This is a genomic window from Parabacteroides sp. 20_3, assembly GCF_964238835.1.
GTDB classification, from domain to species: Bacteria; Bacteroidota; Bacteroidia; order Bacteroidales; family Tannerellaceae; genus Parabacteroides; species Parabacteroides distasonis.
Window position 1 is genome coordinate 24241 of the sequence record NZ_CAXSNO010000006.1, and the last position, 12305, is coordinate 36545.

General features: G+C 42.2%; 19 protein-coding genes. 16 read left to right on the plus strand and 3 right to left on the minus strand.

The genetic code is table 11. The features are described 5' to 3' along the window. Positions 1–45: 45 nt before the first annotated feature. Positions 46–276 (minus strand): hypothetical protein, encoded by a 231-nt coding sequence (locus ACESPU_RS13050; protein ID WP_009018447.1) that lies wholly within the window; start codon positions 274–276, stop codon positions 46–48. 4 nt (positions 277–280) lie between these two features. Beyond that, the gene (locus ACESPU_RS13055) at positions 281–658 is read right to left on the minus strand and encodes a helix-turn-helix transcriptional regulator (protein ID WP_009018448.1); all 378 of its coding nucleotides are present in this window, start codon (positions 656–658) and stop codon (positions 281–283) included. A gap of 128 nt (positions 659–786) precedes the next feature. On the opposite strand from ACESPU_RS13055, the gene ACESPU_RS13060 reads away from it, so the two are divergent. The 11 genes from ACESPU_RS13060 to dnaG all read left to right on the plus strand — a co-directional run bounded on the left by ACESPU_RS13060 (position 787) and on the right by dnaG (position 8038). Next, positions 787–996 carry a hypothetical protein gene (locus ACESPU_RS13060; protein ID WP_009018449.1) on the plus strand — a complete coding sequence of 70 codons (210 nt, stop codon included), beginning with the start codon at positions 787–789 and terminating at the stop codon, positions 994–996. Between the two features lie 4 nt (positions 997–1000). Beyond that, on the plus strand, positions 1001–1240 hold the full coding sequence (locus ACESPU_RS13065; RefSeq protein ID WP_009018450.1) for a hypothetical protein: 240 nt from the start codon (positions 1001–1003) through the stop codon (positions 1238–1240). 11 nt (positions 1241–1251) lie between these two features. Beyond that, on the plus strand, positions 1252–1821 hold the full coding sequence (locus tag ACESPU_RS13070; RefSeq protein ID WP_195284125.1) for a helix-turn-helix transcriptional regulator: 570 nt from the start codon (positions 1252–1254) through the stop codon (positions 1819–1821). Between the two features lie 14 nt (positions 1822–1835). Continuing rightward, the gene (locus ACESPU_RS13075) at positions 1836–2183 is read left to right on the plus strand and encodes a hypothetical protein (protein ID WP_022192470.1); all 348 of its coding nucleotides are present in this window, start codon (positions 1836–1838) and stop codon (positions 2181–2183) included. A gap of 22 nt (positions 2184–2205) precedes the next feature. Continuing rightward, positions 2206–2463 (plus strand): hypothetical protein, encoded by a 258-nt coding sequence (locus ACESPU_RS13080; protein WP_022192469.1) that lies wholly within the window; start codon positions 2206–2208, stop codon positions 2461–2463. A 10-nt stretch (positions 2464–2473) separates the two neighbouring features. Further along, a complete protein-coding gene (locus ACESPU_RS13085; RefSeq protein ID WP_022192468.1) occupies positions 2474–2680 on the plus strand; it encodes a hypothetical protein in 207 nt (68 codons plus the stop codon). Further along, positions 2673–3047: a hypothetical protein gene (locus tag ACESPU_RS13090; protein ID WP_022192467.1), complete on the plus strand. Its 375-nt coding sequence runs from the start codon at positions 2673–2675 to the stop codon at positions 3045–3047. The genes ACESPU_RS13085 and ACESPU_RS13090 overlap by 8 nt, the downstream gene beginning before the upstream one ends. Then, positions 3023–3229 (plus strand): hypothetical protein, encoded by a 207-nt coding sequence (locus tag ACESPU_RS13095; RefSeq protein WP_227713731.1) that lies wholly within the window; start codon positions 3023–3025, stop codon positions 3227–3229. Before ACESPU_RS13090 ends, ACESPU_RS13095 begins: the two co-directional genes overlap by 25 nt. Further along, complete coding sequence (locus ACESPU_RS13100) at positions 3226–3414, plus strand: hypothetical protein (RefSeq protein ID WP_009018458.1); 189 nt, start codon at positions 3226–3228, stop codon at positions 3412–3414. The genes ACESPU_RS13095 and ACESPU_RS13100 overlap by 4 nt, the downstream gene beginning before the upstream one ends. A gap of 254 nt (positions 3415–3668) precedes the next feature. Beyond that, a complete protein-coding gene (locus ACESPU_RS13105; RefSeq protein WP_122145326.1) occupies positions 3669–4073 on the plus strand; it encodes a hypothetical protein in 405 nt (134 codons plus the stop codon). Further along, a complete protein-coding gene (dnaG, locus tag ACESPU_RS13110) occupies positions 4070–8038 on the plus strand; it encodes a DNA primase (protein WP_373133413.1) in 3969 nt (1322 codons plus the stop codon). Before ACESPU_RS13105 ends, dnaG begins: the two co-directional genes overlap by 4 nt. Positions 8039–8271: 233 nt before the next feature. Here the strand turns inward: dnaG and ACESPU_RS13115 are convergent, their stop codons facing one another. Next, positions 8272–8469 (minus strand): hypothetical protein, encoded by a 198-nt coding sequence (locus tag ACESPU_RS13115; RefSeq protein ID WP_022192462.1) that lies wholly within the window; start codon positions 8467–8469, stop codon positions 8272–8274. Between the two features lie 157 nt (positions 8470–8626). Between ACESPU_RS13115 and ACESPU_RS13120 the strand changes: the two genes are divergently transcribed. The 5 genes from ACESPU_RS13120 (at position 8627) to ACESPU_RS13140 (ending at position 12285) form a co-directional block, all read left to right on the plus strand. Then, positions 8627–9097: a hypothetical protein gene (locus tag ACESPU_RS13120; protein WP_009018461.1), complete on the plus strand. Its 471-nt coding sequence runs from the start codon at positions 8627–8629 to the stop codon at positions 9095–9097. Positions 9098–9214: 117 nt separating this feature from the next. After that, entirely contained in the window at positions 9215–9661 is a 447-nt protein-coding gene (locus ACESPU_RS13125; RefSeq protein ID WP_022192461.1) for a hypothetical protein, read from the plus strand. A 57-nt stretch (positions 9662–9718) separates the two neighbouring features. Then, positions 9719–10603, plus strand: a complete 885-nt coding sequence (locus tag ACESPU_RS13130; RefSeq protein WP_009018463.1) for a S49 family peptidase — start codon at positions 9719–9721, stop codon at positions 10601–10603. Between the two features lie 6 nt (positions 10604–10609). Continuing rightward, complete coding sequence (locus ACESPU_RS13135) at positions 10610–11014, plus strand: peptidase S49 (protein ID WP_121961697.1); 405 nt, start codon at positions 10610–10612, stop codon at positions 11012–11014. 5 nt (positions 11015–11019) lie between these two features. Continuing rightward, positions 11020–12285, plus strand: a complete 1266-nt coding sequence (locus tag ACESPU_RS13140) for a hypothetical protein (RefSeq protein WP_121961696.1) — start codon at positions 11020–11022, stop codon at positions 12283–12285. Positions 12286–12305 lie beyond the last annotated feature (20 nt).

Here is a 12305-nt window from a genome sequence, read left to right on the forward strand (position 1 = left end):
ATATCACTATAATACTATTTTGTCCTAAAACAGTCCCGGTACAAATTACTTCTCATAATAAAAAGAAGCATCTTCCGGAATATGAAGAAGCTCATTAATTGCATGCCGTTTTTCTAGATCAAGCATGTAAGTCTGTACGACTTTATAGAGATCAAATCCCCCTACAGATCCAGCAGCCATGTGCAAGTTTTCCACCACCTGTTTCATTTCTTTTTGAATATCTGATTGCCTTAGCAAGTGATACTCATTACTGTGAATAACCTTTTTTTCTTCCATAATACTACTTATTTAGTTGTTGTTTTAAAAGTGCAATCATTTCATCTTTATCTTTTATACGCTCTTCCTTCTCCTTAATGAGTAATCTGAGCTTCTCAAGTTCATTTTTACATTCACTTAGAGTAATATCTCCAGAAACCTTATTCCCATTTCCATTTACATGATGACCGATTGAGTTATCTACATTTATGTCTCTATCGAAAAAGTAATCAATGGGTAATTTGAAAAAATCTGCTATTCGTTCAAGTTTACTTGAACCAAGATCTGCTCCTTTCAAAATATTGTCCAATCCTTGTACAGATATGGATACTTTTTCACAAAAAGACTTCTTTGTCAATTTGTTATCAATAATAAGCTGTTCTATTTTACTTGGTATAAACATTCAAGTATTATTTGTAAACATTGTTAAACATATATAATCATGTGACAAATATCACATAAAACTTTGTATAATATCAAAGTTTAGTTTACGTTTGCATTATAAATATAACACTAAAATATGTTTTACGTATGGAAAATGCAGAAAAGATTGAAAAAATGACATTTAAAGACTATTACCAGTCCTTGGATGAAGAAAGGAAGAAAGCTGTTAGAGATCAGTTCTTAGTAGCAAGCGGTATCTCATATCCAACTTTCTATTCAAAACTAACACGGGAAAACTATTCTCTTTTGGAAAGAAGAGCTTTAGAAACAATATGTCAAACAACTTTTAAATGGTAAAATCATGAGCACAAAAGAAATTTCAAAAGGATCTGTGGAGAAAGCCTTGGCTTTCATTGAATCCGTAAAAGGACATTTGATTGAAATCAATAATAACCCAGAGTTATTACGTCGCTTGAACGAGAGTTCTGGCTTTTCCTATTACGATAATACAGGAGAAAAAACTTCAACGGCGGAATATGTTTTAATGCTCAGTCTAAAAGACGGTAGGCTCATAAGTATTAGGGAATTTAACGATATGTGAAAATAAAAGACATGAATCGCTTTCAAGAAATAGAGTTCTATAACACCCCGGATTGCGAGGTTATGATCAAGCCAAAGGGAGACCCTGTTAGGGTTTTGGCCGAAACAGGAAAGGAGAACAGGGTATTTATCTCTGCTTTTATCTCCCATCTGGTGACTTTTTATACCAAAGCATGGGAAGCGTTGAGCCTGTTATATTCAAGAAAAGAACCGAATCGACTCAATTATGAGTATTGGATCGTTTCTCGTTTTATCCGGTGTAATTTCGGCGAATATGACGCAAACAACCCGGATATAGATGTGTGGGGACGATTCCATTTTGAGGAAGTAAAATGTCCGATACGAAATGAATGCCCATTTGCCGGGATTGTTTGCAAGCCCGAATTTAACACGACCTTGTCGTTCCGGGAAACAAACGTGCTCCGTTTGGTGATCGAAAGATATAAGGTGGATGATATCGCACAGTTGCTCCATATCAGCCCGCATACCGTAGCGAATCATATCCGGAATATACACGAAAAAACTTCTACACGGACAATCGCATATCTGGTAGACTATTGGCATACACATAACTTAAAATAAATCAAATCAATACCATGGCAACATTAGAAGAACAAAAGGAGTACATTCGTACCAATTACAAAAAACTGACCGGTCAATTTATGGCCAAGATGTTAGGCATACGCCCGGAGAAAGTGTATGCTCTGGTAAAAGAATTAGGATTAAAAAAACAACTTCCTCCTCCCGTAATTAAACCGAAGGCTGATATGGGAAAGAATCCAACCTCTATCGTACCAAACGGTAACGATGAAGGAAAGATTCCTCTCCGGATAGATTGTCGAACGGTTATTCTCATCCCCTACACCGCTGATCCTGAGAAGTGTCGTAAAGATTTTCTTCAAAAGATTAATCGTAAACATTCAAGTCAGATAGACTCTCTGTAATAACCTAAAAAATATACTGAATATGATAACATTGGAACAAGCAAAAGAAAAATTAGAGGATCTCAAGAGTGAAATTCGATGCCGTTTAAAATGTGAGCCAGAGGATCTTGAGATTGTACAACATGAATCTGGGTGTATATCTATATATTGGGTTACTAAATATATTGGACTCGACTATATGAATATTCCTTCAGAGTGGATAGTAGTAACTATAGATTGGCAAGAAAAAAGGGCATCAATGTTTGCTGATCCATCAGATTTCATGGTATACACTACATAACTAAAGAAATATGAAACGACTGAATAAAAAGACCTACAAGGCAATCAAGCAAGCAAAGGCAGTGATTACCATCACGCAACATGGGGATGTGGTTAAATTGAATGTGGATTTTTTACCTCCCGCAAAAAACAAATCTCCCAAGCTATTCCAATATCTGGCCATCAAGATGTGTAATCATGCCATGGAAATTTTAGGAGGAAAGAAAAAAGATGAATGACAAGAACTATTTAGCGATGGCTGTAGCCACCGCCAAAAGAAAAAAGTTGGCGCATACTACTCCGCAGGAGTACGCTTTACCGATTTGGATGATGTTCATAGCGGCAGATATCCTAGAGAACTCCGCTATGGAAATCCAAGGGCTATTAATGCAGGACGAGCAATTTATCCAATCCGATAAGATGCACATAAAAGCCATAATCAATCATGCCGGCAAATTCGTTCGTGATGTTGATCGGACATGTGAATACCAGTTCGCTTGCAAATTTGCGGACTATACAGAAGAATGTTCCACTTTACTTCGCAGCTACATGCAAAATAAGTTAGCCAAAATGGACAACATATGGGCACAGAGGAAGGAGGAATGATCATGTATATCGAAACGGATTCAAACGGCAAGATCATCATTCAGGATATCTCACAGGAAGAAGCTGTCATCCTAGATGATTGCTTATGTACTTACTTGGCGACGAAGCCTATCGATCAAAGATCAAGTGTCGATAGGATCGTAATGGACATGAAAAGACAATTAGAAAAGAATATACAATGAAAGCTAGAATCATATACGAAGTAGAATGCCCTCCCGTTAATTGCGACCGGGAGGATTTTTTGAAATGGTTGGAACTAAACCTATATGTTCCGGGAGCGTGCGTCACCTCCGATAATCCTCTTTTTGGAGAACCATTGGATTTTGACACCGCAGATTTTGACAATATTGAGGTAATCGATGGATAGTTACGCCCGGTATCGAATGACAGATTGGAACTGGATCGCCATCTATAAAGAGAAAATGGGAGTAGATCTATTCCGGGAATATGTGAACGGCGTATATAATGAACTTCTAAATATGAAAGTAGATCGTTCATTCTCTCTCGAGGCTACGGTTAAGGAGGAAAACAAAGAACTCTTTATAAAGATAGTCTGTATGTTCATTCAAGAAGGAAACTATGACTATGATTTTAGTCAAGATTATAAATTCATAAGACGACATGAAAAGACAACGCTGGTCAGAAAGCCAAGAAAAAATATTGAAGGAGAATCTGGGGAAGATAACTCTCAAGGAAATAGGGAAGATTCTAGGAAAGACCGAGTTAGCCGTTAAACTATATATCCATAGGAACCATATCGTTTACCGTCCTTCCGTAAAACGGAACCTTGTGCTAGAATTGTTCCGGATTAAATTAATCAATCCGGAATATTTCAATGTAACAACAGCTTTCTTGCATGCGGTAAATATCAACCAAGTACGGTTTTGGAAATTATACCGGGGGGAGGAAAGCCCCACAGATCAAGAGTATTTACGTCTAGCCACAACTCTAGGCGTATCCTTACAAGAGGCCTTCGAAGCCCGACAACTATATTTATTTAACGACAATAAAGAAGATGAAATATGATACCTCAAGACGTGATCGATAATATCATCAACACGGCCAATATAGTAGACGTGATAGGTGATTATGTTAAGCTAAAAAAAGCTGGAGTAAATTACAAGGGAGTTTGCCCATTCCATGGGGACAAGGACGCAAGCCTAGTCGTATCCCCCGCTAAGAATATCTGGAAATGTTTTGGATGTGGTAAAGGCGGGAACGTGATAACCTTCGTAAAAGAGCACGAAGGGATGTCTTTCTTCGAGGCGGTAAAGCTAGTCGCCTCGAAATACAACATAACAGTACCCGAACGGGAACTAACCGACGATGAACGGAAGATAGCGAAAGAGCGGGAGGCCCTACAAATCTGCCTCACATTCGCCCAAGAAACGTTTACGGCTTTCCTCAAGAAGAAAGAGGCCGCTGAATATCTGGAAACACGAGGAATCACCCCGAATATCCTGTCTAAATATGGAGCGGGGTACTCTTCATCCATGTTTACCGCATTAACCGAGTTAGGCTCTCAAAAAGGTTATGACATGGCGACTATGGAGAAGACCGGTTTGATTATCAGAAAAGAGAACGGAAAGATCTTCGATCGATTTGTAAATAGGATCACATTCCCGTTTTATTCCTTATCAGGACTAGTGATCGGTTTCACGGGCCGTTCCTTGGAAAAGGATACCCAATGTAAATATCTAAACTCTCCGGAGACTCCCCTTTTTCATAAGGGAAAGACGTTATTCGGTATATACCAAGCTCGTCAAGAGATATCGAAATCCGATAAATGCTATTTGGTGGAAGGTCAATTTGACGTACTCTCTTTCGTTCAATCCAGTTATCCCAATACGGTCTGCGGTAGCGGTACCGCCCTTACACTAGATCAAGTCCGGATCATCAAGAAATTTACCCGAAACATCACTGCCGTTTATGATGGAGACGCAGCCGGCATGAAAGCCTCCGTCCGGAACATGGATATCATGCTGGCCGAGGGCATGAACGTCCGTGCCGTTCTTCTTCCGGAAGGAGAAGATCCGGACAGTTTCGCCCGCAAGATGGGGACTGAGAAACTAGCCAAATTCTTGAAAAAGCAGGAGACCGACTTCATCTCCTTTATTTATAAAGCATTCGAAAGCGAGATGGATGATCCGATCCGGAAAACAGAGGTTCTCCGGATTATCGCCCAAAGTATCTCCGTCGTACCGGATAAATTACAAAGGCAAGCGTATATCGTATCCCTCGCCGAACGATTTAACGCAGATGGGGAATTGATAACAAATCTAGTTGCCGAGCTACAAGCCGTAGGTAAGAAAAGCGTGCCAGCCCAACCTACCCAACCGGGATTGACCGGCGTGGAAGAAGCGGAGGAACTTGTAAAAACCGGGAACAAACAAGTCACCCTTACTTGGTCTGTCAATCGTTTCTCCGAGGGATGGGGAGTTTGTCCGGTCATCCTTATAACAGGCATCCCGGGTGTGTCCGAGATCCAAGAGCTTCGCCGGCTATCTCCCATCATCCGTTGCAGGGATAAATTCGAGGTAAAAGAAAACATGATCGAACCGGAAGAGCTCTCATTTCTACGTTCCTTGACAAGAACCGGCTTCACGGTCTCCATGAGCAAATATAAAAGAGAGCGGGAAAGTTATGTAGACGAGAAAGGTGAAGAACGTTATAAACTCGTAGACACAGAGAAAGAGATTGGATTCAATGAATACTATATCGGATTATACAGTACATTCCGGGAATCTCCCGAGAATATAAAGAAAATAGCCTTAGAAAGATGCTCTGAAGTGATATCCTATGCGGATGCTACCACCCGGGCTTTCCAAACTACAGATTATGCCCGGATGTTAGGGGTCACCAAAACAGCTCTTGAGCACGTTCTAAAACCTTATCTTGAAATTCGAAAATCTGAGGTTAAGTTTAATAACGACGCATTGCAAATAGATGGTACCGCTCTAATCTTCGATCCCAATCGTTTGCCTGATTACGTTGAAAAAGATCCGGAAATAAATCGAATGTGGAAAGCTTATAAATATTTTCCCTTGATAGATTCCTCAGGAAGGAAGGTAGCATATATGTTCTCTAATGGGAAAAATTCATATATAAGAGTAGGAAACTTTTATATGGAACCGCTTATCCACATCTATGATAAAGAAAGCCAGTTCAATAAACGAGTTGTCCAAATAACCTCTCCTTGCTATAATTATCCTATTTACATGGAATGGATTAGTGGAGATATGATCACCCTTCAAACTTTTAAAAAAAGAATATGGGAAGAAGGCTCATTTTTCTTTAGTAACGGAACCCAAAACCATTTAGATTCTATATATGAAAGTATAGCCGCTAGATTTAAAACATGCTTTGAACTCCGTATGTTTGGTTGGTATGATGAAGGATTTTTTGCTTTCAGTAATGCGATCGTACATGAGATAGATGGCAAACAAGAGCTTCAATATATTACTGATCTAGGATTAGTCGAACATAACAAAAAATATTACTATATCCCGGCTTTCTCTAAAATTTACGCATCCGAGCGCCGGGATAGCGATCGCTACTATCTGGATCGCTTTATCAAGTACCGGGAACCCAAAGCGGGATGTTCTATCAATTTCCAAAAGTGGGCCTCACTGATGAACGAGGTATACAAGCTAAACAATAACGGCATGTGGGCGATCATATATTCGATCATGAGTGCCTTCCGTAGCGATATATACAATGTTAGGAGAACCTTTACGGCTTTATTCTTTATCGGTCCGACGGGTTCCGGAAAATCGCAGGTAGGCTACTCCATCCGTTCCTTATCAATACCGCCAGACGCACCCGCATTCAACCTAAACTCCGGAACCCCCGCCGCTTTGTTCTCTTTGCTGGAAAGATATCGAAATATTCCGATCATGCTGGAGGAATATAATGATACTCAAATAAAACCTGAGATCTTCCAAGCCTTGAAAGCCGCCGTATATGACGGCGAAGGCAAGCAGAAACGCAAGGATGCGGTAAGTAAGGAGATCGATAGTAGCCAAGTGAATGCCCCTCTCGTTATCATGGGACAGGAAAGCCCCCAGCAGGATGATAATTCCCTCGCAAATCGATGTATCATTTGCGAGGTTCCGAAACGGGATGATCGATCGGACTTGGAAGAAGAAATCTTCAATGAGTTGAAAGGATACGAGGAATCCGGACTGCATAGCGTCCTCCTTGAGATATTGGCGTGCAGAAATAGCATCTTGCAACATTATAAGAAAGTATACGACGAGGTCTTTAAATCCTTGAAAGACGAAGTACGGGTATCCGTTAAAAACACGGATGGTCTCTCTCGTATACTCGAAACAGTATCTATGTTCGTTTCCGTTTGTCGTATAGTGGAAGAACATACCTCCTTGCAACTACCTTTTACCGCAGAACAGTTCTTCGAAATCGCAATAGCGAAAGTGATCAAACAAGTAGAATCGATTAGTTCCTCAAATAAGATGTTCAACTTCTTCAGTATACTCAACTTCTTGATCGATACAGGAAGCCTAGTTCAAGGTAGAGACTATAAGATCGAGGTACCGGGAAAGGTAACAATTAAGAAACAAGGCCGGGATACGGAAATAAAAACCCTAGAGCCCATAGATACCCGTGTTTTATATCTAAACATGACAAATATCTATCCTATGTATACCCAGCAGCTAAAAGGTGAGGCGTTCTCTCTTCAATCCTTAAATACCTATTTCGAAAGTAACGAGGCCTATATTGGCAAAGTACGTTCCACTCGTTATCGATGGCAAGAGGTGAAAGAAGTCCCAAAAGGAGACATTCTAGCAAACCCGGCGGGAGAACCCACCATAGATAACAGCATGAAACGTATTATGGTGAACAAAGAGAGTAATACCTCGGCAGTTTGTTTCAATTACGATATTCTCAGAGACTTGCTCGATGTCGATTTCGAAAGAGACGTACAAAACTACGATCAGACTCCGGAGACTGAGCCGGGATTCCGCTTTTAACGACTGATAGTATTTTAAAATCGCATAGAACCGACTTTCTAGGATATAGCTTGGCTATTGGAGGCCATGGACAACAAGCACATCCGGGAAGCCGGTTCTATCTTTATTCATCTATTTCCCCCGGACCCCCTGAAATTAAAAAAAGAAATAAGCAAGTTTTGCGTGTTTTGAAACCCTATAAAGGATAGAAAAAGTGGTCAACAGACCAACAGACCAACAAAAGATGAAACATTTCAAAACAGATATAAGATAAATATATAATAATCAATAATATATATATTAATTAAATAGAAGTAGGCTGTTGTTTCCTGTTGGTCATCGTTTTCTTTTTGTTGGTCACTGTTGGCAATAATTCTAAATTCAGGGAAAAATGAAGCACTGTTGACGGTTGGTAGAGGTGACCAACAAGCTCTGTTTTTTGTTGGTCGCATATTTCTTGGTGTTTTATCAATTATATCATTGAAATATAGTAAATTAGCATCATATTTTATAATTCTTGTTGGTCTGTTGACGTGTTGGCCGCAAAATATAACACATACACATAGGGAAAATAGAGTAAAAAAGCCTATAAGAAGAGAGAAAATCGATATGGTGACAGTAAAGATAAGCATAAAAAAGCATTTGGAGGAGTACATGCGTGGAAAATTCAATGATTGCCGGGAAGGAGTGATAACCCTTCCGGACAAGACAGATTTGTATCATACCCTGTTTGATCTGACATCCAAGCGCCCGGCCTCCTGCCCTTTGGAGCAAGGAACGCTGGAAATAGCTTTGCCGGACAGACGATGTGGAAAAGATCCGGCTTACTACAACTATCTTAGCGAACGCTCGCAGCGAATCCTTGAGCGACGGATAGAGTTGATGTTCTGGGCCGAGCTGCACGAATGGATAGATTATAACAAGCATATGTATGGGATACAGTATATCGAAAGTATTTTTTCCTTTATGCGCAAATTCGATATCAACGGGATCAGCGAGGACGCTCTAAAAAAGAACTACTATCGCTGGAGGGACCGAACTAGGAAGCAAAAAGAGAAACGTTCGTACAATAAAAGTTAAATACGAGTGTTTTTCACTCCGACCAAGCGTATCGATTTGTCCCTTTTGGGAGGAATAAAATTCCAAGTGTATCCATTACGATCAGATATTATTGATAAACAAATAAAAACTAAGGTTATGGCAGACAATATGGGAGGCATCTCCGATGCGTGGTTCGCTTTCTCGAGGCAAATAGCGAGCGTGTCTCAAGAGGCAGACAAAGTAAAAGTTGGACTCAAGTCCGGAGACTGGATCAACCTTCACCCGGGGAGATATGGAACCTCTATCAAGGTTGAGCCACAAGAAAGTGAATCAGGCACTCTATATAATGTATCTGGTTCCTTGCAAATACCCCGTCAATATATGACCGGCGATCTATGGCAAAAATGCGAACGATTGAACCACCTCACGGCGATCTTTAAGTACAAACACTTTAGTGGGGATACATTCGTGGTCGGATCGGATCGTTTTCCCCTAAAATGCAAATTCGAGGTGTTGCACCCCAGCGATCCTAGCGGTTTCTCGGGATACAAAATCTCGTTATCCGGAAAGCAATTGGTTCCGCAACTTCAACTGATCGATTGACCGAAGTCCTTTACCATACATATATATAAGTATATCCTTGCCATCAAAAAGGAAGATATGCTTTATCTACACAACATTCTGGGGGGAGTCTGGTTCGTCGAGGAAAACTTCGCGGCGAATTATTTCCCCCTTATCGCATCTTTTCTTACCAAGCCGGAAACGATGTTCGGGAAACCCCGGAACGCTTCTTCCGAACAAGAGCCGACCGAGGATAACGCCTTGCTTTTCGCCTCCCTAAAAAATGGCGCATACCAGATCAGCGAGTATGGAGGATGGTCTCCACCCGAGGACGCACCCAAAAACTCCGTAGCCATAATGAACATCAACGGGGCGATCACGAAATACGACCAAGAATGCGGTCCATCCGGAATGCTTACCAAGGCGAATCTCCTAAACCGATGCTACAACGAGAATAATATCAAGGCGATCGTCTTGAATATCGATTCCGGCGGAGGCGAGGGAATGGGATGCCGGATCATGCAGGAAGCGATTAACAGCCGAAACAAACCTGTCGTAGCTTTCTGCAATGATTTCGTAGCGTCCGCGGCCTATGGCATCGCCTCCTGTTGCGACAAGATCGTAGCGAACTCCAACGTCTGCCGGATCGGAAGCGTGGGTACCTATATGACGATCGTTGATACCAGCGAGTATTATGCCAAGATGGGAATCAAGTTGATCGATATCTATGCCTCCAAATCCACGGACAAGAACCAAGAATTTCACAAGGCTCTGCAGGGAGATACGGAACCGCTAAAAAAAGTATGCGATACGTATAACGAGAATTTCATCTCCAGCATCGCTAACGCCCGGGTAGGCGTGATCAACGAGGATCAAGGTAAATGGGCCACCGGTAAGATGTTTTTCGCTCCGGAGGCCATGGACATCGGTATGATCGATGAGATAGATACTTTCGAGAATGTTCTTAATTATTTTAATACATAGTGATTTATGAAGTGGTTGAAAGATGATTCGTACAATGCGATGAAACAAGCGGCCGACAACTGGGACAAGCTTCTGAATAAGGTACTGGGTGATAACCCGGACATGAAAGCGGAAGACGTAACAGTGGATCAGCTGCTCGATTCGATCGAGAGCACCGGTAATACCTCCGACTTACAGGAGCGATTATCGACCGCCCAAGAAGAGTTGAAAGAGAAAGACACACAGATTGAGCAACTTCAATCAGACGTGGCAGAGCTAAAGGGAACACCGGCAGGCAAAAAGCCGGAAGCAAAAGTAAAGCAAGAGCCGACCGCCGAGACCGGAGACATCAAGGATTTCGCCGATAAGTATGAGGATGATACCCTCGCTATCATGGCCGAGGCTGAGAAAACAGGATTTTTTAAACACTAAGAACAATGGCAAAACAAGGCATTTTAGATATTGAGAAACTGAATCGTTACGCGAAGGATTACGATAACGTGTTGCGTACCCTTCCCTATTTCACGTTTCAGGAGTTCGCCGCGGCCATGAAGCTCAACGTGATCGAGATCGAGAATGAGGACGTGATCGTGAACGCTCGCCGCAAAGCCGGACACACCGGCCCATATAAAGCCGGGGCCGAGATTAAGTATCCCGATGAGATCGGTAAATTGGTAGAGATGTCCATCAAACCGGAACTTACCGTTTCTCGTTTGAAGGATAACATCTTAAATTATACGGAGAAACGTATTCTCTCCAACGCCGGGGAGAAGGTGGACCATACGGTAAAGAAACACCCCATGGAGAAATTCGTGGTGGATAATCACATCATCAGCCATTCGGAGGATATCACTTTCTCCGCTTTCTTCGCCGAAAGAAACGACAATGTGTATAGCCCGATGAGTTCTTTCACCGGATTTTTCCCTTGGATCGATCATTTCAAGACAACGAAGGATATCACCATGGCGAATCGTAACCTAGTACGTACCGGTACGTTTGGCAGTGGTGACGGTGTAGATGATTACGATCGTCTGGTCAACTTCTTACGTGCGGCACATCCTTTCTTACGCCGTAAAGCGATCCTGTATTATGCCAACGAGATCGAGTTGATCTGTAAGGAGGCTTACCGGCAAAAGACAAAAGCGTTCGCCCGCCCATCCACCGAGGAGTTTTGGAAGGCGGTCAAGGACGACGCCAAGTTCCCGGGACTGGAACCTGTCACCCATGAGGCATATGGAACAGGGCAGGCCTTGATCTTAATCCGTCCCGGAATGCTGGATTTTGGCGTGAATACGAAGAAGGCGACCCGGTTCGTCCAGATCCGCGATATCTTCGAGGACCCGAACGAGGTTCAGTTCTGGCTACAAGCCGGGTACGGTACCCGCTTTCAGGATATCCATCCGAAGGTATTCCAGATTAACGAGTTCACCAATGAGGGCGTTGATTTAGCGGGCGACTACGTAACCGGTGCCGCCCTGACCGTCACGATCGAGAGCGACGAGGCCATAGAAGCCGGTGCCGCTTGGAAGGTGGGCGAGAACGGCGAGTGGATGAGAAGCGGAGCTACCCTTTTAGGCATACCCAAAGGTGAGCAAACCGTATCCTTCAAGGATATCGCCGGTTATACCAAGCCGGCAGACGTGAAAGTCACGGTAGCCGATGGAGAGGACTTCACCGCTTCCGGTACTTATACCAAATCGTAAAACCAGTAAATAAATAAAAC

Coding starts and splice junctions, on each gene's coding strand:
- ACESPU_RS13125 (WP_022192461.1), top strand. CDS start 9,215: ATGGCAGACAATATGGGAGGCATCTCCGATGCGTGGTTCGCTTTCTCG.
- ACESPU_RS13100 (WP_009018458.1), top strand. CDS start 3,226: ATGAAAGCTAGAATCATATACGAAGTAGAATGCCCTCCCGTTAATTGC.
- ACESPU_RS13095 (WP_227713731.1), top strand. CDS start 3,023: ATGGGCACAGAGGAAGGAGGAATGATCATGTATATCGAAACGGATTCA.
- ACESPU_RS13075 (WP_022192470.1), top strand. CDS start 1,836: ATGGCAACATTAGAAGAACAAAAGGAGTACATTCGTACCAATTACAAA.
- ACESPU_RS13060 (WP_009018449.1), top strand. CDS start 787: ATGGAAAATGCAGAAAAGATTGAAAAAATGACATTTAAAGACTATTAC.
- ACESPU_RS13065 (WP_009018450.1), top strand. CDS start 1,001: ATGAGCACAAAAGAAATTTCAAAAGGATCTGTGGAGAAAGCCTTGGCT.
- ACESPU_RS13105 (WP_122145326.1), top strand. CDS start 3,669: ATGAAAAGACAACGCTGGTCAGAAAGCCAAGAAAAAATATTGAAGGAG.
- ACESPU_RS13055 (WP_009018448.1), bottom strand. CDS start 658: ATGTTTATACCAAGTAAAATAGAACAGCTTATTATTGATAACAAATTG.
- ACESPU_RS13070 (WP_195284125.1), top strand. CDS start 1,252: ATGAATCGCTTTCAAGAAATAGAGTTCTATAACACCCCGGATTGCGAG.
- ACESPU_RS13130 (WP_009018463.1), top strand. CDS start 9,719: ATGCTTTATCTACACAACATTCTGGGGGGAGTCTGGTTCGTCGAGGAA.
- ACESPU_RS13085 (WP_022192468.1), top strand. CDS start 2,474: ATGAAACGACTGAATAAAAAGACCTACAAGGCAATCAAGCAAGCAAAG.
- ACESPU_RS13050 (WP_009018447.1), bottom strand. CDS start 276: ATGGAAGAAAAAAAGGTTATTCACAGTAATGAGTATCACTTGCTAAGG.
- ACESPU_RS13140 (WP_121961696.1), top strand. CDS start 11,020: ATGGCAAAACAAGGCATTTTAGATATTGAGAAACTGAATCGTTACGCG.
- ACESPU_RS13080 (WP_022192469.1), top strand. CDS start 2,206: ATGATAACATTGGAACAAGCAAAAGAAAAATTAGAGGATCTCAAGAGT.
- ACESPU_RS13115 (WP_022192462.1), bottom strand. CDS start 8,469: ATGCGACCAACAAAAAACAGAGCTTGTTGGTCACCTCTACCAACCGTC.
- dnaG (WP_373133413.1), top strand. CDS start 4,070: ATGATACCTCAAGACGTGATCGATAATATCATCAACACGGCCAATATA.
- ACESPU_RS13090 (WP_022192467.1), top strand. CDS start 2,673: ATGAATGACAAGAACTATTTAGCGATGGCTGTAGCCACCGCCAAAAGA.
- ACESPU_RS13120 (WP_009018461.1), top strand. CDS start 8,627: ATGGTGACAGTAAAGATAAGCATAAAAAAGCATTTGGAGGAGTACATG.
- ACESPU_RS13135 (WP_121961697.1), top strand. CDS start 10,610: ATGAAGTGGTTGAAAGATGATTCGTACAATGCGATGAAACAAGCGGCC.